Here is a 20,852-nt window from a genome sequence, read left to right on the forward strand (position 1 = left end):
GCATCGCGCTACTGCCGGTTGCCCGCGGAATTGCGGCGGCGCATGAGCATCAGCCCGGCTCCGGCCATGAGGGCGAGAACCGCTGCAGCAACGGTGCCGGCGATGTCAGCACCCGTGCGCGGTAGTTCGCCCGCGGCATCCGATGCCGGATCTGCTGCATTGCCGGGGGAGGTTCCCTCGTCAGCACCATCCGCATCGCCTGGCTCAGCTGGATCTGTTGTCGGCGGCGTCACCGATGCGGGCTCCCATACAGCTTCAAGAGAGAGCGCCGTCGTGCCGTCGGGAATCACCCAGTCGGCGGGGAGGATGCTGTCGTCACTGACGACCCGCCAGCCAGAGAACGTGTAGCCGTCACGGGACCAGTCTGCACCGAACACGTCCGTGATGTCAGGCAGCGTGAATCCCTGCTGGGCAACGTCGATTGTGACGGCATCCTGAGCCGCAGCGGCGGCATGAACTCCGGTCGCGCGCGTCGCGGCCGGTTCGGCCTCTGCATCTTGCGCGCGCGGCGTCAGGGTCACCGTGACCGGGGTGATGTACGCCGCTGTTCCCTGCGCCTCGGTGCGCGTCGTGTCTTCGAGCATCCAGCGCGTGCCTTCGTCGGCGGTTCCGAGTGTCAACGACACTCCGGTCGCAGCTCGATCACTGAGAGTGAGGGCGCGTCCATTCGCCTCGTTGATGAGCTGCCCGTCGAACGGAGCATCCGGTGTCGAAGTGTCGGGCGAAAGCCGCCACTTCTGCGCGTCGTCCGTCGCATCCGCTTCGATACCGGCGTAGCGCACCTCGGTGTCTGAGATCGCCGAAAGAACGCCACTGCCGTCGGAGGCGCTGATCGTGTAGAGACCGTTGTCGTAGTCGATCGACCACACGCCATCGCCCCATGTGAACCAGACGCAGACATCGCGGTCCGGGTGATTGGCGTCGCCGGCGAACCTGTCGATTTGGAAGTCCCCGCTCACAGTCTGGGTCGAGATGCGAAAGAGATCACGTCCGAACTCGACGTCCGTGGCCGACACGCGCGGCTCCTGCTCGGGAAGCTCCGTGTAGTCGCCGTGGTACTCGTCGGGAGCCGGCTCGTCCCACGGGGCGGGCAGCGTGAGATCTGCCGGATAGATCTTCTCGAAGAACGCATACGACGTGGGGTCGTACTCCTTCAACTCTGCCCGGGTGTTGATCGGGCTGCGCACGCCGTCTGACCAGTCGGGCTTCTCGGCCATGACGTTGAACCAGATCGCCGACAGTGTGGCGAAGAACTCGTCGCTGTTGCCGATCGCGTACGTGTTGGGCCAGAGCCCCGTGAGGTACGCATTCTCGTATGCGGCATAGAACTCGTCCGACAGCGTCGTGTCGTCCATTGTCTCGATGCCGACGAGCCGCACGGCGTGGCCGAACTCGTGGATCAGGATGTTCTCGTTCGGGTAGCTCGTGTTGAGGAACGGGTCGGCGTTGCCGCGAGTTCTCAGCACATTGCGCTCGGAGATCGACGAGACGCAATTGTTGTATGTGCTCCCTCCGTACCCCTCGACGTCATACATCTCGGGGTCGTAGCCGCCACGGTGCTCCGGAATGAGGTACGCGTTCTCACGCGACGCGTAGACGGCGAGCGAACAGCCGAAATCGGCCATCTGCTGGGCGATCCCGGTTTCGGTCTTCGCCAGTTCGACATCGACTTGTTCTGCAGCGAGAGTCAGCGTTTCTGGGGCGACCCGCGCGTTCGCCTTGACGACGATGCCCGTCTCGGTCGTCACCGACTGCGTGTAGTAGTCGAGCTTCGGGACGTCTGTGTACACAGCATCCTTCGCTTGCCTGCCCTGCTCGTCGACGATCGCCGAGCCGGTCACGGTGAGCGTGAGCGGCTTGCTCATGTCGATCGTTCCCGTGTAGGCGATGCTCGCGAGGTGCAGATCGTCCGGCAGGCGCTCCATGCTGTTGGCATCGGTCGCGGCCATCTGCTTGTTGTTCTGATCGAAGAAGATCGTGTCCGTGCGACCGGACGCGGGCTTCGGCGTCAGCGCGACCGTCTCATCGCCATTGGTTAGCGTAATGTTCGACGGCGAGACCGCCTCGATCTCATCGACGTACCGATCCCAGTAGATCTCGAGGTACTTCTGCTCATTGATCACACGAATCTCCGTGATTTGCGGACCGTCGTACGCGGGATCTGTCGCGACGCTGCCGTCTGCGCCGACGTTGATCGGTGAATCTGTCTCGGCCGCCGCTGCCGGACTGGCGCCGAAGAGAAGCGCGGGCGTCATCAGCAAGGCCGTGGCCAGCGCACCTCCCGCTGTATATCGTGATCGTGTCATGTGGGTTCTCCTGTGAACTCAACTGCGGATACATGAGTGAGTTCGCGCCCACCGCGTGACATGTAACACATCACAGATACGCGCAGGAAACTCCAGAACCCCTGAGGGCAAACGACTCGGTGGATCAAGTCGTGCAGCGGCGTCGCCTGCGGTCGTCCACCACTGCGCCGATGGTCGGCGGAACTCTCAAGCGGCTGGCAAGAGCTGCCTTGCTCCTGCCGTGCGCTTGATTGCCCGTGACTCTACACACTGCTCGCGCTCTTCGGCACCCCTTGAGGGAGATTGGCCGCTGCAGTGTGTGAACGGTCACATTTCTTGTCACAGTTTGGTCACGAGGCATTGACGGCGGCGGACAAGTGCCGTGTAACATATCACCCACTACAGTCCACCGCTGGGTCCCGCTCAGCGCCCGAAGCAGCACACTCCGCGTGCATCCGTCACAGAGCAGTGAGGTACCGTGCCGAACCCGACAGAAGCCCGATCCGCCGCGAGCGGCGTCAGGATGCGCCCCGCCGTCGCTTCGGCAGCATCCCGTTTCACCTCTCTGGGCTCCGCCGAGGTGGTGCTCACCGACGGGCTCCTCGGTCAGTGGCAGCGCCGCAACCGCGAGCAGACGCTCGTGCACAGCGTTGAACAGCTGCGGCTCGCCGGCAACCTCGACAACTTTCGCGCCGTCATCGGCGGCGCGACGGAGCCGTACCGCGGCCGCTACCCGTTTCTCGACACCGACGTGTACAAGACCCTCGAGGGCATCGCGTATGAGCTTGCGCGCGCCGACGTAGACGTCTACGCGTCGGTGCGCGACTTCTACGAAGAAGCCATCGACCTGATGCAGCAGGCGCAGCTGGCCGACGGCTACCTCAACACGTACTTTCAGGCGGACTCGATCGACAAGAAGCCCTGGAGCGACCTCGCGTGGGGACACGAGCTCTACTCGCTCGGCCACCTCATTCAGGCGGCCGTCGCCGCGAATCGCCAGCTCGGCGACGCGAGACTGCTCGACATCGCCGTTCGTTTCAGCGACCTGGTCTGGCAGAAGTTCGGCCCAGACACGGAGGAAAAGCTCGCGTTCTGCGGCCACCCCGAGGTCGAGATGGCGCTCGTTGAGCTCTTCCGCGAGACCGACGACCGCCGGTACCTCGAGCTCGCCGACCTCATGGTGCGTCGTCGCGGTCACCAGACGATCGACTCGACGATCTTCACGAGCGAGTACTTTCAAGACCTCGTTCCGTTCGTCAACCTCGACTCCGTCACGGGGCACGCGGTGCGCATGATGTACCTCGCCTCGGGCGCGACAGACGTCGCCACCGAGACCGGAGCCGATGACCTGAACGCCGCCGTTCTGCACCTCTGGAACGACATGGTGGCCAGCAAGCTGTACATCACGGGAGGCCTCGGTAGCCGGCACTCAGACGAGGCGATCGGCGACCGCTTCGAACTGCCCAGCGAGCGCGCCTACAACGAGACGTGCGCGGCCATCGCCCTCATGCAGTGGGCATGGCGGATGCTGCTGAACACGGGCGAAGCCCGGTTTGCCGACATCTTCGAGATTGTGCAGTACAACGCGTTCGCAGTCGGACTCTCTGACGACGGCTGCGCCTTCTTCTACGACAATCCGCTGCAGCGCCGGGCCGACCACATGCAGCGCTCGGGCTACGAGTCCGACGGACCGCTGCTGCGCCGTGCGTGGTTCGGCTGCCCGTGCTGCCCGCCGAACATCGTGCGGTGGGTCGCCGAACTGCAAGACCACGTCGCCTTCGTCGGTGACGGTGCCCTGCACATCGCCAACCTCACCGCCGCCGAGATCAGCCACGACGGGCTCGAGCTGAGCATTGCGACCGCGTACCCGTGGGACGGCGACATCCGACTCGACGTCACGGCAGCGCCGGACGCCGGTCGCGACATCGCCGTGCGCATCCCGGCGTGGGCGCGCGGTGCGACCGTCGTGCACCGCGACGCGACGAGCGAGGCGGCGGCGGGAAGCTGGGTGCGCCTGGCAGACGTCGCCGCGGGCGACAGCATCCGTCTCACCCTGCCGATGCCGGCACGCGCCCACGGGGCAGATCCGAGAGTGGATGCTGCTCGCGGCAGCCTCGCCGTGGCTCGCGGCCCCCTCGTCTACTGCGCCGAGCAGCAGGACAACGCTGCCGACATCGACACGATCGTCGCCACGCCCGCCGACGTGCGCGCGCTCGAACCAGAGCGGCGAGACATCGTCGCCTCCGGTCCGAGCGTCGTGCTGCACGGCGCCGTGGAAACGGCGGCGATCGACCCCGCAGAGCTCTACCCAGAGCTCCGCGATGACACAGCCCACCCCGACCCGGCTGCACGGGAGGCAGCCCGAACCCACCTCACCCTCGTTCCCTACTTTCAGTGGGGAAATCGTGAGGCCCAGGCCATGCGCGTATGGCTGCGCACGGTCTAACCCCCTGAAACACCCACCGTGCGGGCAGAGACGCTCGCATCAAAGGAGAGTGAATTCCATGAAAAAACGCAATGTCGTGCTGGGCCTTGGCCTGGCGGCGGCCCTCGCCCTGACGGGCTGCAGCAGCGGAGGTGACTCCGCCAGTGACGGAGGAAGTTCTGGCGAAGCCGTGAAGGGCGGAACCCTCCACGTTCTCGCCACGACCGACTTCTCGCACCTCGACCCCGCTCAAGGCTGGGACGGCGGAGTCAACAACTTCTACCGGCTGATCTACCGTCAGCTGACCATGTTTGCCGGCGGAGATTCGGAGAACCCGACAGAGATCGTTCCCGACCTCGCCACCGATCTCGGTACCCCCAACGAAGACAACACGGTGTGGACCTTCACGCTGAAGGACGACATCTTCTTCCAGGACGGCACGCCGATCACGAGCGAAGACGTGCGCTTCGGCGTCGAGCGTTCACTTGACCCGGACATCGCCGTCGGCTCGCCGTACGCGAAGATCCTGCTCGACGGCGCAGACGAGTACGAGGGCGTCTACAAGGACGGACACCTCGACTCGATCGAGACGCCGGACGACAAGACGATCGTCTTCCACCTGAACCAGTCGTACGCAGACTTCGGCAGCGCCGTCGCACAGCCGGTGTACACGCCGTTCCCCGCCGAGGGAGACGTGACGACCACCAGCATCGACAAGCAGCCGATCTCGTCTGGACCGTACGTCGTCAGCGAGTACAAGCCGGGCAGCTCAATCGTGCTCGAGCGCAACGAGTACTGGGAGCCCGACAGCGACGAGGTGCGCAAGGCGTACCCCGACAAGTTCGTGTGGACGCTCGGCCTCGACAACTCGACGATCGACGAGCGCATGATTGCAAACCAGGGTGACGACAAGAACGCCATCTCGGGCATCATTCTCGCGTCGTCGCTGTCGCGCATCCAAGAGCCGTCGATCCAGGAGCGCACCCTCGAGGGTCTCAAGGGCTGCACGACCTACCTCGCGCTCAACACCACGAAGGAGCCGCTGAACGACCTCAAGGTGCGCCAGGCAATCTCGTACGCCATCGACAAGAAGTCGGTTCAGACGGCGACAGGCGGACCAGCGCTCACGGACATTGCGAACACGATGCTCCCGCCCACCGTCAAGGGTCACCAGGACTTCGACCTTTACCCGAGCGAGGGCGGCGAAGGCGATCCCGAGAAGGCCAAGGAACTCCTCGAGGAGGCGGGATACGCGGACGGCTTCGAGCTGAGCCTCGATATGCGCGCAGTTCCCGTCACGCAAGCTCAGGCCGAGTCGATCCAGGAGTCGCTCGCGAAGGCGAACATCGATGTGAAGCTCAACGTCGTCGACACGGCGAAGTACTGGCAGATCATCGGTACGCCGAGCCAGCAGACGGATGCTGCCATCGCGGGCTGGTGCCCCGACTGGCCCACCGGTGCGACGTTCCTGCCCCCGCTGTTCGAGGGAAGCCAGATCTTCGATCAGGGCAACTCCAACATCGCGCAGTTCGACAACGAAGAGGTCAACAAGCGCATGGATGAAATTCGTGCGATGACCGATGTCGAGGAGGCGAACAAGGCCTGGGGCGAACTCGACAAGCAGATCCTCGAGTCGGCGCCCGCCGTGCCCCTGACCTGGGAGAAGGCGGTCACCGTGACGGGCAGCAACATCGCCAACGCGCACCTTCACGAAGGCTACTCCGGCGGTATCGACTACGCCGTGGTCGGGCTGAAGAGCGTGGACGAGTAGCGGTATGTCAGCACCTGCGAGTGAACTCGCGGGCGGCACGCGCAAGGGGGTGCTGTCGTCGCTCGACGGCGGCAGCTCCCCCAGCCCCGTCAAGCGTGTCGTCGCCGCGCTGAGAAGCACGCCATCCGTCGTCGTCAGCTTCGGATGGATCGTATTCATCGTTCTTCTGGCGCTGGCCGCGCCGCTGCTCGAGCAGATCACGGGAATGAGCCCGTACGCCTATCACGAGAATGCGATCGACCCCGCGCTCGGCGGTCTTCCCATCGGTCCATGGGGAGGCGTCAGCGCCGAGCACTGGTTCGGCGTCGAGCCGGGAAGCGGTCGCGACATCTTCATGCGCATCGCGTATGGAGCGCAGGTGTCTCTGACGATCGCCGTGTCGGCGACAATCGTCACCACAACGCTGGGTGTGGTCTTCGGCATGCTCGGAGGATTCTTCGGCGGCGTGCTCGATCAGCTCATCTCGCGGCTCATGGACTTTCTCATGGCCTTCCCCGCGCTCATCTTCATGATCGCCCTTCTCTCGGCACTGCCCGCGGGCAACCGGCCGCTGCTGCTCGTGATCGTGCTGAGCATCTTCGCCTGGCCGTACACGGCGCGCGTCATCCGCGGCCAGACGATGTCGCTGCGCAACGGCGAGTTCGTCGAATCGGCCCGTGCCTCGGGAGCGAGTCCCGCGCGCATTGCGTTCAAAGAAATCTTGCCCAATCTTCGCGGCACGATCATCGTGCTCTCGACACTGTCGGTTCCGCAGTACATCGGAACAGAAGCGGCGCTGTCATTCCTTGGTGTCGGCGTCACTCCGCCGACGCCGTCATGGGGTCAGATGATCGCTTCATCTGTTTCCTGGTACGCGGTCGATCCGATGTACTTTGTGATCCCCGGTCTCTTCCTCTTCTTCACGGTGCTCTCGTTCACCGTTGTGGGCGACCACCTGCAACGCCAGCTCGACGAGGGGGATGCTGCCTGATGCTGCTTTACATTCTCAAGCGCGTCCTCGCGGGCGTTGTCGTTCTCTTCCTCATCACGGTCTTCACGTACACCGTCTTCTTCGTGCTGTCGCCCGATCCGGCCTACATGATCTGCGGCAAGACCTGCACGCCAGATCGCATTGCGGACATCCACGAGAAGCTCGGGCTCGACAAACCGTTCTGGGAGCAGATCTGGGTCTTCCTCTCCGGTCTCTTTGTCGGGCGTGACTACGGCGAAGGCGTCAACGCGTTGCACTGCGCGGCTCCCTGCCTTGGCTACAGCTTCCAGACAAGCCAGTCGGTGTTCGAGATGATCGTGCAGCGTCTGCCTGTCAGCGCAACGCTCGCCGTCGGTGCAGCCGTGCTGTGGCTCTTCGCCGGCATCGGCGGCGGTCTGATCGGTGCCGTCAAGAAGGGCACCTGGTGGGACCGCGGCATCATGGTCGTCGCGCTCTCCGGTATCAGTCTGCCCAACTACTTCGTCGCACTCGCCCTGCAGTATCTTCTCGTGGTCAAGCTGAAGTGGCTGCCGTTCCCGACTGCGGTTCCGTTCGCAGACGACCCGCTCTTGTGGTTCCAGTCGTACATCATGCCGTGGTTCGTTCTGGCCTTCATGTATGCCGCCATGTACACGCGTCTTGTGCGATCGAACGTTATCGACACGCTCGGCCAGGGCTTCATTCGCACAGCCAGGGCGAAAGGGCTCGACACCAACGTCGTGATGGGAAAGCATGCTCTCCGTCCGGCCCTGACGCCGGCGCTGACGCTGTTCGGAATGGACTTCGCCGCGCTGCTCGGCGGCGCGCTCATCACCGAGACGGTCTTCGGGCTGAACGGTGTCGGAAAGCTGACCGCCGACTCAATCACACAGAACGACCAGCCGGTCATCATGGCGGTGACACTGCTCGCCGCAGCCCTCGTCGTCGTGGCGAACATCGTGGTGGACCTGCTCTACTCCGTTCTCGACCCGAGAGTGAGGGTGAAGGCCCAATGAGACGCGCCAAGCAGAAGAGCACAGCGCCCAAGACGGGCTCGCTCAAGACCGTGTCGATTCCCGTTGAGGGGTCAACGCTGCTCGAGGTGGAGAACCTCGCCGTCACCTTCCCGACCGTGCGCGGACCCGTCGACGTCGTCAAGGACTCGTCATTCCGAATTGAGCCGGGCAAGACGCTCGGCATCGTCGGGGAGTCGGGGTCGGGAAAGTCCATGACGTCCCTCGCCATCATGGGGCTGCTGCCCGAGGGCGGAACGGCGAGCGGCCGCATCCGGTTCTTTGGCCACGACCTGCTCGACCGCAGCGATAACGAGATGCGCCGTGTGCGGGGAGAAAAGATCGCCATGATCTTTCAAGACCCGCTGTCGTCGCTCAACCCGTACTTCACAGTCGGCATGCAGATCAGCGAGGCCTATCGCGCGCATCGCGGCGGATCGAAGAAGCAGGGCAGACAGATCGCGATTGACGCGATGCGCCGGGTCAAGATCACCGACCCCGAGACGCGCGTCGACCACTATCCGCATCAATTCTCGGGCGGAATGCGCCAGCGCATCATGATCGCCATGGCGTTGTGCCTCGAGCCCGACCTCGTGATCGCCGACGAGCCGACGACAGCGCTCGACGTCACGGTGCAGGCGCAGATTCTCGACCTCATGAAAGAGCTGCAGCAAGAGACGGGGACGGGGATGCTGTTCATTACGCACGATCTCGCCGTCGTCAGCGAGGTGGCCGACGATGTTCTCGTCATGCAGAACGGCGAGACGCGTGAGCACGCTCCCGTGGCCGAGATCTTCTCGAACCCGCAGTCGTCGTACACGAAGGCGCTGCTCGACGCCGTGCCGCGCATCACCGACGTCGTCGGAGACATCAAGGGAGTGAGTCATGACTGACGCTCACACACCGCTGCTGCAGGTTAAGAACTTGACGAAGACGTTCATCACGCAAGGCAGCGGCGTCGTGTTCTCGGGAAAGAACGAGTTCACCGCCGTCGACGACGTGAGCTTCGACGTGAACCCGCGCGAGACGCTCGCGATCGTGGGGGAGTCGGGCAGCGGCAAGTCGACGATGGCGCGCATCGCGGCGAAGCTGCTCGAGCCGACGTCAGGCAACGTGCTGCTCGAGGGCAACGACGTCACGCAGGCAAAGGGCAAAGAGCTCGCGCACTTCCGCTCGAAGGTGCAAGTGGTCTTTCAAGACCCGTTCTCGTCGCTCAACCCGAAGCACACAGTCGAGCGGATCATCATGGCCCCACTCGACTACCAGGGCGTGAAACCGCCGAGGAAGCGCCGCGACTTCGTGCGCGACCTCATGGACCGCGTCGGGCTCAACCCCGACCACAGTCAGCGCTATCCTGGGCAGTTCTCTGGCGGTCAGGCGCAGCGCATCGGCATCGCCCGCGCGCTCGCCGTCGGGCCGAGCCTCGTCGTGTGCGACGAAGCGGTGTCTGCGCTCGACGTCTCGGTGCAGGCCGTCGTGATCCGGCTGCTGAAAGACCTGCAGCGCGAGCGCGACCTGAGCTACATCTTCATTGCCCACGACCTTGCCGTCGTGCGGCACATCGCCGACCAGGTCGCCGTCGTGCACAAGGGAAAGATCGTGGAGCAGGGTGATCGCGACAGCATCTTCGATGCTCCGCAGCACGAGTACACGCGCGAGCTGCTGAGTGCCGTGCCGCAGATCAATCCCGAGTGGGAGGCCGCTCGCGTGGCCAACGCAGAAAAGGAGCGCCAGTGATCACCGCGCAGTACACGATGCCGGGCATCCACGTCGTCGATCACGAGTGCGAGGTTCCGCTGAACTGGTTTGACGACGGCGACTCGAGGCGCATCACCGTGTTCGCCCGCGAGCTCGTCGCGCCAGACAAGAAGAACGACGACCTGCCGCTCATCGTCTACCTGCAGGGCGGACCTGGCGGCAAGTCGCCGCGGCCGACGGATCGTTCGGGGTGGATCGGCGAGCTGCTGACGACGCATCGCGTGATTCTCCCCGACCAGCGGGGAACGGGGCGCAGCAGCCGCCTCGACGCTCGCGGCATCCAGACCATCGAGGGCACGCAGAACCAGGCGGACTACCTCGCGTGCTTCCGTGCCGACTCGATCGTGCGCGACCTTGAGCACCTGCGCGTCGCCGAGTTCGGTGGAAAGCGCTGGGAGACCCTCGGGCAGAGCTACGGCGGGTTTCTCACACTCACCTACCTCTCGCAGGCACCGCAGGGGCTTGCCGGGTGCTACGTGACCGGCGGGCTCGCGAGCATCGATCCGAGTGCCGCAGAGGTGTACCGCCGCACGTACCCGCGTACCGCAGTGAAGAACCGCATTTTCCGCGAGCGGTACCCGGACGACGTCAGCATCGTGGCTCGCATTGCAGACCGGCTCGACGCGGGGGACGTGAGACTGCCCGACGGCGACGTGCTCACCGTGCGGCGGTTGCAGAGCCTCGGCATCGACTTCGGCATGAAGCCGGGATTCGAGCGCATGCACTGGCTCTTCGACGAGGCGTTCGCGACGGGTGCGGGCGACGACGAGTTGAGCGACACGTTCCTCGCGCAGGTGCTCGCACGCACGTCGTTTGCCGACAACCCACTGTTCGCCGTGATGCAGGAGAGTATCTACGGCAACGCAGGCGGCGGAGCGACGGCGTGGGCCGCGCAGCGTGAGCGCGAGCAGCATCCGGAATTCTCTGAATCAGCCCGGCCCCTGCTGTTCACGGGCGAGATGATGTACCCGTGGATGTTTGACGAGATCCGGCTGCTGAAGCCATTTAAGGATGCTGTTGAGAAGCTCGCCCGCCGGGAGGACTGGAGCCCGCTTTACGACCGCGACCGGCTGCGCGACAACGCCGTGCCGGTCGCCGCTGCCGTGTACTACGACGACATGTACGTCGACGCGCACCTGCAGCTGGACACCGTGAGCCGCGTCGGCAATGCGCGCGGCTGGGTGACCAACGAGTTCGAGCACGACGGCATCGGGTCGGAGCGCGTGGTGCCGCGGCTTCGCGAGATGGTTGCCGAGTTCGGCGGCCCGATCAACGATGAGAAGGGGGCACGATGACCGCACGGTCCATGCCAACGGGAAAGGATGCCCGCATGCCGCGGCTTTCGCAGATCGATGCGTTCACGCGGTTCATGGGCACGGGGTGGGCGACTCCCGATCGCTCGCCGCAGGTGGAACCGGGAGTTGCCGGCGCCTCAGCACAGCATCGGGAGCGGCTGAGTGCGCAGTTCGCGGGCGAGACCGTTGTGGTGTTCTCGGGAACAGCGCCGATCCGGGTGAACGACTGCGCATTCGACTTTCGCCCCGACAGCGGCTTCTTCTGGCTGACAGGGTGCACGGCAGAGGATGCCGTCATCGCGCTGTACCCGCGAGACGGCGGCCACGATGCAGTGCTCTACGTTCCGGAGCCCGCGTATCCCGGCGACACCGACTTCTTCGGCAGCGCACTGCACGGTGAGCTGTGGGTGGGCCCGGCTCCGTCGCTGGGGGAATGGTCGACCGCTCTGCAGATCGAGGTGCGCGGGCGCCGTCAGCTCGACGCCGATCTGCGCGGCGCTTCCGATGCGCACGTCGCGGGACGCCTCGACACCGCGACGCTGCCTGACACGCTCGTGGGCGCGGCAGCATCCGATCGCCTTGAACGCGAGTTGTCAGAACTGCGCATGATCAAAGACGCGTGGGAGATCACGCAGCTGCGGCGCGCCGTCGATGACACGATGGCCGGCTTCGCCGCCGTGGCGCGCGAGATTCCGCGCGCTGTTGCCGGGGGAGGCGAGCGGTGGCTGCAGGGAACGTTCGAGCGGCACTCGCGCACGCACGGCAACGGGCCGGGGTACTCGACGATCGTCGGCAGCGGCGACCACGCCCCGATTCTGCACTGGGTGCGGTGCGACGGCGACGTGAACTCCGACGATGCGCTGCTGCTCGACATGGGCGTTGAGGCGCGCACGTTCTACACCGCCGACGTCACACGCACGCTTCCCGTGTCGGGCACGTTCTCACCAGCGCAGCGGCACGTGCACGATCTCGTCGAGAAGGCGCACCGTGCAGGGCTCGACGCCGTGCGGCCGGGTGCGCTGTTCAGCGACTTCCATTCGGTGATGATGGAGGTCATCGCGCAGGGGCTGCACGACTGGGACCTGCTGCCGGTATCCGTCGACGAGGCTCTGAGCGAGCGTGGTCAGCACCACCGCCGGTACATCGTGTGCGGCGTCGGGCACCACCTCGGGCTCGACGTTCACGACTGCGCGCGCGCCGACTACTCGGCGTACCAAGGTGCGCCGCTCGCCGACGGAATGGTGCTTACGGTTGAGCCCGGGTTGTACTTCCACGCCTTCGACGAGACGGTTCCCCCCGAGTTGCGGGGCATCGGAGTTCGGCTCGAAGACGATATCTTGGTGACGGAACGCGCCACTGAGGTTCTCTCTGAGTCGCTCCCGATCAGCGCGGACGGGATCGAGGCCTGGACGGCCGCACACCTCACAGCCGCGGATTCCTGAGGGGATGAGAACGAGATGACGACGAGCGCAATTCAGCCCATACCGCAGCAGTCGAGCCTGAGTGATTACGTGCAGCAGATGCTGTCGACCGGAATCATCTCGGGTGAGCTGGCGCCGGGGGAGCTGCTGACGGTACCGACCCTCGCGGGCAAGTTCGGTGTGTCGGCGACGCCCGTGCGCGAGGCGATGCTGGGACTTGCACGGCGCGGCTTCGTGGAGTCGGTGCGCAACAAGGGCTTTCGCGTCACGAGCGTGAGTGACGAAGAGCTGTCGCACATCGTGCAGGTGCGGCTGTGGCTCGAGCCGCCCGCCATGTACGAGCTCGCCGCCGATTTTCCTGAGGCACGCGCTGCCGAGCTGCGCACGCTGGCCGACGAGATCGTGGCCGGTGCCGCGGGCGGAGACCTTGTCGCGTACCTGCAGTCGGATCACGCGTTTCACATGGCGCTTACGCGGCTGCTCGGCAATCACACGCTCGCCGAGATGGTGGCAGACCTGCGCTCGCGCACGCGACTCGTGGGACTCGCGTCGATGATCAAGACCCAGCGGCTGCAAGACTCGGCCGCTGAGCACGTCGAGTTGCTCGACTTCTTGGCGGCGGGCGACCAGGAGGGTGCGCGTGACCTCATGGCCAAGCACATCCACCACACGCTCGGTTGGTGGTCGGGTAAGCCCGAGGATGCTGTCGAGTGACGTGCGACGCGAGCATGGTTCGTTGTGACGTGGTCGCCCCGCCGGCCGTTGCCACTCGATGCCGCTTTGACGCCGCGAAAGCAGCGCCCAGTGGCAACGGCCCCGTCGCAGCTGGGTGCGGAGCGGCTCACCCTCCGCGGTGAAGCGGGTTTCGCGGCGCGTCCCACAGAACCCGGGCCGCGGCACGTCGTACAGGACCCGGGCAATGCGCGCGGAAGTGCGCTTCACTTTTCCCGCAATGTGTGACATATTACATATGACAGAGCTCACGATGAGGAGGGCGACATGGGCAACCGCGGAGCGACGTACGACGTTGCTGTGATCGGTGCCGGCATTGTCGGCGCGGCGATCGCGCGCACCCTTAGCCGCGACGGCGTGCGCGTCGTCGTTCTCGAGCGCAGTGCGGCTGCATCGGGCACGAGCGGTCAGGGCGAGGGGAACCTCCTCGTCTCAGACAAAGCTCCCGGCCGAGAGCTCGAGTTGGCTCTGCACGCCAATCGTCGCTGGGCGGAGCTCGCCGACGAGCTGGCAGACGAGCTCGGTCCTGACTTTCCAGACATCGAATTCGAGCGCAAGGGCGGCCTGGTCGTCGCGACGACCGAAGCGGGCGCCGAGCCGCTGAAGAACTTCGCCCGCTCGCAAGCCACGGCCGGTGTCGATGCGCAGATCATCGCGCCGAGTGAGGCGCTGCAGCTCGAACCAGACCTCAATCCCGCCATCACCGCAGCTGTCGCATACCCGCAGGACGCCCAGGTGCAGCCGGTCATCGCGACAGAAGCGCTGCTGGCGTCTGCGCGTCGTGCCGGCGCAGAGGTGCGCTGCGGCGTCGACGTGCTCGGCAGCATCCGCTCTGCCTCGGGCGAGCTCACGGGCGTGCAGACGACGGCGGGCGCCGTGACAGCATCCACCATCATCAACGCCGCGGGCCCGTGGGCCGGCGATGTCGCATCGCGGCTCGGCGTCACGCTGCCCGTGCGCCCGCGCCGCGGCGTCGTGCTCGTGACCACGCGCATGCCGCACCGCATTTTTCGCAAGGTGTACGACGGCGACTACTTCGGCGCGACGCAGTCGAACGATGCTGCCCTGCAGACCTCGAGCGTCATTGAATCGACGGCAGCCGGCACCGTGCTCATCGGGTCGAGCCGCGAGCAGATCGGCTTCGATTCGCGGCTGCGCGCCGAGGTGATCCGCGAGATCGCCGCCAAGTCGACGTGCGTGTTCCCCTTCTTGCGCGACGCGAGTGTCATGCGCGCGTACGGCGGTTTTCGCCCGTTCATGCCCGACCACTTGCCCGTGATCGGACCAGACCACCGCGTCGCGGGACTCTGGCATGCGACAGGCCACGAGGGCGCCGGAATCGGGCTCTCGGTCTCGACCGCAGATCTCGTGAGCGACCTCTTCGCGGGGCGTGCGCCCGAGCTGAATGCTGCCGCGTTCAGCGTCGCGCGCCCGACGCTCGCCGCAGCACTCGCCGCAGAGGAGGGCGCCGCATGACCGCGTACCGCCTGCCTCCGCAGAACGATCCAGCCGAGCGCGTCGAGAACGAGCGCGTGCACATCACTGTCGACGGCGAGCAACTCAGCGGCCCTGCCGGCAGCACGATCGCCGGCGTGCTGCTCGAGAACGGCCGCGACTCGTGGCGCACGACGAGCCGTGACCGTCGCCCGCGCGGCATCTTCTGCGGCATCGGCGTCTGCTACGACTGCATTCTGCAGGTGGGCGACGAGCGCGACGTGCGCGCGTGCCAGCGGCGTGCGTGCGAGGGTGACGTCGTGTCGCTGCAGAACGAAGGGCGGCCGGATGCTGCGGGCAGCCCGCGCCCCGGCAGCGACAGTTCGGCCCCAGCATCCGAGTCGATCGCGGGGGAGGCATCATGACCGTCGTCGTCATCGGAGCCGGTCCCGCCGGACTCGCCGCGGCCAGCGCAGCGCTGCGCGCCGGAGCCGATGTGACACTGCTCGACTCGTCCGACCAGCTTGGCGGGCAGTTCTGGCGGCACCTCCCCGACTCCGCGCACGCTGCGAAGCAGCACGTGCTGCACCACAAGTGGGGAACGTTCGAGGCGCTTGCGCGCGAGGTCACGCAGCATCCGTCGTGCTCTGTCGTGGCGAACGCGCAGGTGTGGCTCCTCGAGCAACGAGCTGCCGGGGCGCCCCGCGTGCACGCGCACGTCGGCCCCGTGGACTCGGGCGGACGCGAAACGCTCACGCTCGACCCCCACGCTCTCGTTCTCGCGACCGGTGCGCACGACCGTACGCTGCCGTTCCCTGGCTGGACGCTGCCCGGCGTGTACACGGCCGGAGCGGCGCAGGCCCTCGCGAAGTCAGAGCGAATCGCGCTCGGCTCGCGGGCCGTGGTCGCCGGAGCAGGGCCGTTTCTGCTGCCCGTCGCCCAGTCGCTTGCGCTCACGGGCGCCCGCGTTCTCGGCGTCTACGAGGCGACGACCACGGCCGCTCTCCTGCGCGGCTGGGGCGCGAAGCCCTGGCAGCTCACGGCCGCCGTCGGAAAGATGCCCGAGCTCGCCGGATACGTGGCGGGTCACGTGCGTCACAGCATCCCGTACCGCACCGGGCGCGCCGTCGTCGAGGCGCACGGCACCGATCGCGTCGAGGCCGTGACGATCGCCCGCGTCGACGAGACCTGGGCGCCGATCGCGGGAACCGAGACGACGATCGAGACGGATGCTGTCTGCGTCAGCCACGGCTTCACACCGCGCCTCGAGCTCGCGATCGCCGCGGGTTGCACGATCAGCGCCGACCGCTTCGTCGAAGTCGACGCGCGTCAGCAGACCAGCATCCGCGGTATCTACGCAGCGGGGGAACTCACGGGCATCGCCGGCGCGGACGCCGCGCTCGCAGAGGGTGCTCTCGCCGGACACTTCGCGGCGAACGGCCCGCGCTCGGCGCACATCGGACGCGCCGCTCGCGCCCGCGACCGCTTCATCGACTTCGGCACCAGACTCGACGCCGTGCACTCGCCGCGCCGCGGGTGGACGCAGTGGCTGCGCAACGACACGACGATCTGCCGGTGCGAAGAAGTGACGAACGGCGAGCTCACCAGCATCCAGTCGCAAACCGCGTCGTGCGGACTGCGCTCCCTCAAACTCTCGACGCGCGCGGGCCTCGGCATCTGCCAGGGCCGCATCTGCGGGCGCAACGTCGAGGAGCTGCTCGGCGAGGACTTCGCCGACGGCGTCACAACCGACCGCAGACCCATCGTCTCCCCGGTGCGCATCGGCGATCTCGCCGATGCTGCCGCCGCGGAACCTCCAACCGAAGACCCGCACACAGCAGGCGATCTTCACCCACGAGAAACACTGAAAGGTACGTCATGAGCAAGAAGTTCGACCTCGGAGGCGTCGTCGTCGCGACAACGCTTCCCTTCACAGAAGACGCGAGCGCCCCGGCCGGCCTCGCCGTTGACTACGACAAGTTCGCCGAGCACTGCAATTTTCTGATCGAGAACGGATGCCGCGGCGTCGGCCCCAACGGCTCGCTCGGAGAGTACTCGTCTCTGACGGACGAGGAGCGCCGCAAGGTCATTCAGGTTGCCGTTGAGGCCGTCGGAGGCCGCGGCATCGTCGTCGCGGGCGTTCACGGTGTCGGCTGGCACCAGGCTGTGCAGTGGGCCGAGTACGCGAAGGAAGACGGGGCCGACGGCGTTCTGTGCCTGCCGCCCACCATTTACCGCGCCAACCGCGACGAGGTTATTGAGCACTACACCAAGGTCAACGAGGTGGGCCTGCCGATGATGCTCTACAACAACCCCCTCGACACCAAAGTCGACCTGACGCCCGACATCATCGCCGAGCTGTCGAAGCTCGAGAACGTCGTGGCCGTCAAGGAGTTCTCGACAGACATTCGCCGCGTCATGGACATTCAGGACGCGTGCGACATCGACGTTGTCGCGGGAGCCGACGATCTGCTCTTCGAGTCGCTCGTCGCGGGCGCCGTGGGCTGGTTCGCCGGATACCCGAACGTGTTCCCCAAGGAATCGGCCGAGATCTGCGAGCTGGTGTACGCGGGAAAGATCGACGAGGCGCGCGACCTCTACCGCGAGCTGCGCCCGGTGTTCTACTGGGACTCCGAGACCGAGTTCGTGCAGGCGATCAAGCTGTCGCAGGATGTTGCGGGCAACACGTTCGGCGGCAAGACCCGCCCGCCGCGCGGCCCGCTGTCGGCCGCGCAGGTCGAGGCCGTCACGCGTGACACCAAGCGCGCCCTCGACTACATCGCGAGCCGCTAGGGTTTCACACATGAGATCAAGCCGTGTGATCACCGCGGTCGATTCACACACCGAGGGGATGCCGACGCGCGTCGTGACCGGCGGCGTCGGTGTCATCCCTGGCGCGACCATGAACGAGAAGCGCCTGCACGTCATCGAGCACATGGATGACGTGCGGCAGTTTCTCATGAACGAACCGCGCGGTCACGGCGCCATGAGCGGGGCGCTGCTGCAGCCGCCCACGCGGGACGACTGCGACTGGGGCATCGTCTACATCGAAGCATCCGGCTGCCTGCCCATGTGCGGTCACGGCACGATCGGCACCGCGACGGTGCTCGTCGAGACCGGCATGGTCGAGGTCGTCGAGCCGGTCACGACGATCAGGCTCGACACCCCGGCCGGACTCGTCATCGCCCGCGTTGACGTGACCGATGGGCATGCAGACTCCGTCACGATCGAGAACGTGCCGAGCTTCGTCGACAGAATGGATGCTGTCGTCACGGTGCCCGGCCTCGGCGACGTTCCGTATTCCCTCGCGTTCGGCGGCAACTACTACGCCATGGTGAACCTCGACGACGTCGGGCTGCCCTTCGACCGCTCACGTCAGCAGGAGATCCTCGACGCGGGGCTTGCAATCATGAGCGCGATCAACGAGACCGCTGCCCCGCAGCATCCGTCGATCTCTGGCGTCGACCACTGCCACCACGTCGAGTTCATCGCCCCCGGTTCGACGGCGCAGCACTCGCGCCACGCCATGGCGATTCACCCCGGGTGGTTCGACCGGTCGCCGTGCGGAACGGGAACGTCCGCACGCATGGCCGAACTCTGGGCGCGCGGCGAACTCACGCTCAACACCGACTTCGTCAACGAGTCGTTCATCGGCAGCCGCTTCGTCGGGCGGCTGATCGCCGAGACCGACGTCGCGGGCACGCCGGCCGTCATTCCGACGATCACCGGCCGCGCCTGGGTCACCGGCATGGGGCAGTACATGCTCGACCCGACCGACCCCTTTCCGACCGGATTCGTCTTCTAGGAGGAACCACATGAGCACCGAAAACACCGACGTCGACCAGATCGCGCAGAACGCCGACCGCGCGTTCCGCGAGCTCTCGCACATCGAACCGGCCGTGCGCGCCCGCGCGATCGTCGCGGCGGCAGACGCCCTCGAGGCGAACGCCGACGCGCTCGTGCCGATCGGCATGCGCGAGACAGGGCTCGCCGAGGCGCGTCTGCGGGGCGAACTCAAGCGCACGGCCGTGCAGCTGCGCATCTTCGCCGACACGGTCGTCGACGGCTCGTATCTCGACGTGCGCATCGACGCGGCCGACCCGGACTTCGCTCTCGGGCCGCGGCCTGACGTGCGCAGGTATCTGCAGCCGGTGGGCCCCGTGCTCAACTTCGCGGCGAGCAACTTTCCGTTCGCGTTCTCTGTTGCCGGCGGCGACACGGCAGCCGCGCTCGCCTCGGGCTGCTCGCTCGTTGTCAAGACGCACTCAGGGCACCCCGAACTCTCGGCCGAGACCGCGCGCGTGATCTCAGAGGCGCTCGTCGGCGCAGGCCTGCCCGAGCACGTGTTCCAGACGATCTCGGGCCAGCAGCAAGGCGTCGACCTTCTCAAGCATCCGCTCATCGCCGCAGGCTCATTCACGGGGTCGACAAAGATCGGGCGGATGCTGGCGGACATCGCCGCCGCGCGCCCGAAGCCGATCCCGTTCTATGGCGAACTCGGCAGCGTCAACCCGGTGTTCGTCACCGAGCAGGCGCTCGCCGAGCGCGCCGACGATATCGCGGCGGGCCTCGTGACGAGCGTCGGAGGTTCTGCCGGGCAGCTGTGCACGAAGCCCGGATTCGTGTTCGTTCCCGACGCGGCGCCGCTCGAGCAGGGTATCGCGACGGCAGCATCCGGAGCCGAACCACATCGCATGCTCAACCCGCGAATCGCCGACGGCTACGCGGACCGCCGCGATGAGATCCTCGCTACCGACGGGGTGCGGGCGATCGTCGAGGGCACGGTTTCACGGGATGCTGACGGGCAGGGCTGGGTGACGCCGACGATCGTCGTGACCGATGCAGCGACGCTTGCCGCGCAGCGCGACCGTCTGCTCGACGAGAGCTTCGGACCGCTCACGGCGCTGGTGCAGTACTCGGCGCGCGATGACCTGGGGGCGATTGCCGAGGAGCTGTTCCCGGGCAACCTGACCGCCACCGTTCATCATGGCGACGGTGAGGCGTCCGACGCGCTGCGCGACCTCGTCGCGGTGCTCTCGGAGACCGCAGGACGTGTGCTGTTCAACGGATGGCCGACGGGCGTCGCCGTGACACCGGCGATGCAGCACGGTGGTCCGTGGCCCGCGACGACGAATGACTCAAACACCTCGGTGGGCACGGCAGCGATCACGCGCTTCGTGCGCCCCGTGGCGTACCAGAACGCGCCGCAGGCTCTGCTGCCCGAGCCGTTGCAAGACGCCAACCCGTGGAACGTGCCGCAGCGGCACGCTGCGGCCGGCGAGTCGGCTCACTGGGGTGACGCCGCCCGCTGATCTGCTTGCCGCTCACAATCGGGTGCCAACTTTTCCCACGAAACGTAGCGTTCTTATGGGCAAAGTTGGCACCCGATTGCTGTGACACACGCCAGATGTCGAGAGTTCCTCGCGAGCAGCATGTGCCGCGGCACTCTGGGCGTCAGACGCGGCGGCCCGCCAAGAAGTACGTCAGGGGGCCGACGATGTCGATCATGGTGATGAGGCGCCACGCGGTTTTGGATGCTGTGAGCTCGCGTTCATCGCGCTTCGAGATGTCGCGGTAGGCAGCGACAGCCAGCGTGACCTGCACCGCGGTGAGGGCGACGACGCCGACGCGCTGTCCTGTGCTGAGTTCGTTCCACTGCTTCTTCTTCGCCATACGTCAAACCTACGCGTTCGATCGCCGACCGGCGAGCCTCTCGCGCCGTTGCGTCGGCTCGATCTCGGTGCCCGCGGCAGGTTCGCGTGCCATCAG

At 66.2% G+C, this 20,852-nt stretch carries 17 protein-coding genes; 15 read left to right on the forward strand and 2 right to left on the reverse strand.

Annotated features, from left to right (window positions below):
• Positions 1–8: 8 nt before the first annotated feature.
• Positions 9–2,306: an LAVTG motif-containing sortase-dependent surface protein gene (locus ATJ78_RS04590; RefSeq protein WP_098406522.1), complete on the reverse strand. Its 2,298-nt coding sequence runs from the start codon at positions 2,304–2,306 to the stop codon at positions 9–11.
• A gap of 457 nt (positions 2,307–2,763) precedes the next feature.
• Between ATJ78_RS04590 and ATJ78_RS04595 the strand changes: the two genes are divergently transcribed.
• From ATJ78_RS04595 to ATJ78_RS04665, 15 genes are all read left to right on the forward strand, one after another.
• On the forward strand, positions 2,764–4,731 hold the full coding sequence (locus ATJ78_RS04595; RefSeq protein WP_245836204.1) for a glycoside hydrolase family 127 protein: 1,968 nt from the start codon (positions 2,764–2,766) through the stop codon (positions 4,729–4,731).
• A 58-nt stretch (positions 4,732–4,789) separates the two neighbouring features.
• Positions 4,790–6,481: an ABC transporter substrate-binding protein gene (locus tag ATJ78_RS04600; RefSeq protein ID WP_098406524.1), complete on the forward strand. Its 1,692-nt coding sequence runs from the start codon at positions 4,790–4,792 to the stop codon at positions 6,479–6,481.
• Positions 6,482–6,485: 4 nt separating this feature from the next.
• A complete protein-coding gene (locus ATJ78_RS04605; protein WP_098406525.1) occupies positions 6,486–7,451 on the forward strand; it encodes an ABC transporter permease in 966 nt (321 codons plus the stop codon).
• Positions 7,451–8,446, forward strand: coding sequence for an ABC transporter permease (locus tag ATJ78_RS04610; RefSeq protein WP_098406526.1), 996 nt, complete (start codon positions 7,451–7,453; stop codon positions 8,444–8,446). The genes ATJ78_RS04605 and ATJ78_RS04610 overlap by 1 nt, the downstream gene beginning before the upstream one ends.
• Positions 8,443–9,336 carry an ABC transporter ATP-binding protein gene (locus tag ATJ78_RS04615; protein ID WP_098406527.1) on the forward strand — a complete coding sequence of 298 codons (894 nt, stop codon included), beginning with the start codon at positions 8,443–8,445 and terminating at the stop codon, positions 9,334–9,336. Before ATJ78_RS04610 ends, ATJ78_RS04615 begins: the two co-directional genes overlap by 4 nt.
• Positions 9,329–10,180, forward strand: a complete 852-nt coding sequence (locus ATJ78_RS04620; protein ID WP_098406528.1) for an ATP-binding cassette domain-containing protein — start codon at positions 9,329–9,331, stop codon at positions 10,178–10,180. Before ATJ78_RS04615 ends, ATJ78_RS04620 begins: the two co-directional genes overlap by 8 nt.
• Positions 10,177–11,496 (forward strand): alpha/beta fold hydrolase, encoded by a 1,320-nt coding sequence (locus ATJ78_RS04625; RefSeq protein ID WP_434061485.1) that lies wholly within the window; start codon positions 10,177–10,179, stop codon positions 11,494–11,496. Before ATJ78_RS04620 ends, ATJ78_RS04625 begins: the two co-directional genes overlap by 4 nt.
• The gene (locus ATJ78_RS04630) at positions 11,493–12,938 is read left to right on the forward strand and encodes an aminopeptidase P family protein (RefSeq protein WP_098406529.1); all 1,446 of its coding nucleotides are present in this window, start codon (positions 11,493–11,495) and stop codon (positions 12,936–12,938) included. The genes ATJ78_RS04625 and ATJ78_RS04630 overlap by 4 nt, the downstream gene beginning before the upstream one ends.
• 15 nt (positions 12,939–12,953) lie before the next feature.
• Entirely contained in the window at positions 12,954–13,631 is a 678-nt protein-coding gene (locus ATJ78_RS04635) for a GntR family transcriptional regulator (RefSeq protein WP_098406530.1), read from the forward strand.
• Positions 13,632–13,916: 285 nt separating this feature from the next.
• A complete protein-coding gene (locus ATJ78_RS04640) occupies positions 13,917–15,125 on the forward strand; it encodes an NAD(P)/FAD-dependent oxidoreductase (RefSeq protein ID WP_098406531.1) in 1,209 nt (402 codons plus the stop codon).
• The gene (locus ATJ78_RS04645; RefSeq protein ID WP_098406532.1) at positions 15,122–15,508 is read left to right on the forward strand and encodes a (2Fe-2S)-binding protein; all 387 of its coding nucleotides are present in this window, start codon (positions 15,122–15,124) and stop codon (positions 15,506–15,508) included. Before ATJ78_RS04640 ends, ATJ78_RS04645 begins: the two co-directional genes overlap by 4 nt.
• Complete coding sequence (locus ATJ78_RS04650; protein ID WP_098406533.1) at positions 15,505–16,965, forward strand: FAD-dependent oxidoreductase; 1,461 nt, start codon at positions 15,505–15,507, stop codon at positions 16,963–16,965. The genes ATJ78_RS04645 and ATJ78_RS04650 overlap by 4 nt, the downstream gene beginning before the upstream one ends.
• A complete protein-coding gene (locus ATJ78_RS04655) occupies positions 16,962–17,876 on the forward strand; it encodes a dihydrodipicolinate synthase family protein (protein ID WP_098406534.1) in 915 nt (304 codons plus the stop codon). The genes ATJ78_RS04650 and ATJ78_RS04655 overlap by 4 nt, the downstream gene beginning before the upstream one ends.
• Positions 17,877–17,886: 10 nt before the next feature.
• A complete protein-coding gene (locus tag ATJ78_RS04660; protein WP_098406535.1) occupies positions 17,887–18,888 on the forward strand; it encodes a proline racemase family protein in 1,002 nt (333 codons plus the stop codon).
• A gap of 10 nt (positions 18,889–18,898) precedes the next feature.
• Positions 18,899–20,395 carry an aldehyde dehydrogenase (NADP(+)) gene (locus ATJ78_RS04665; RefSeq protein ID WP_098406536.1) on the forward strand — a complete coding sequence of 499 codons (1,497 nt, stop codon included), beginning with the start codon at positions 18,899–18,901 and terminating at the stop codon, positions 20,393–20,395.
• Between the two features lie 142 nt (positions 20,396–20,537).
• On the opposite strand, the gene ATJ78_RS04670 is transcribed toward ATJ78_RS04665, so the two are convergent.
• A complete protein-coding gene (locus ATJ78_RS04670) occupies positions 20,538–20,756 on the reverse strand; it encodes a PLDc N-terminal domain-containing protein (RefSeq protein WP_098406537.1) in 219 nt (72 codons plus the stop codon).
• Positions 20,757–20,852: the final 96 nt, after the last annotated feature.

Origin of the sequence: Paramicrobacterium agarici (assembly GCF_002563955.1) — a bacterium.
GTDB classification, from domain to species: Bacteria; Actinomycetota; Actinomycetes; order Actinomycetales; family Microbacteriaceae; genus Paramicrobacterium; species Paramicrobacterium agarici.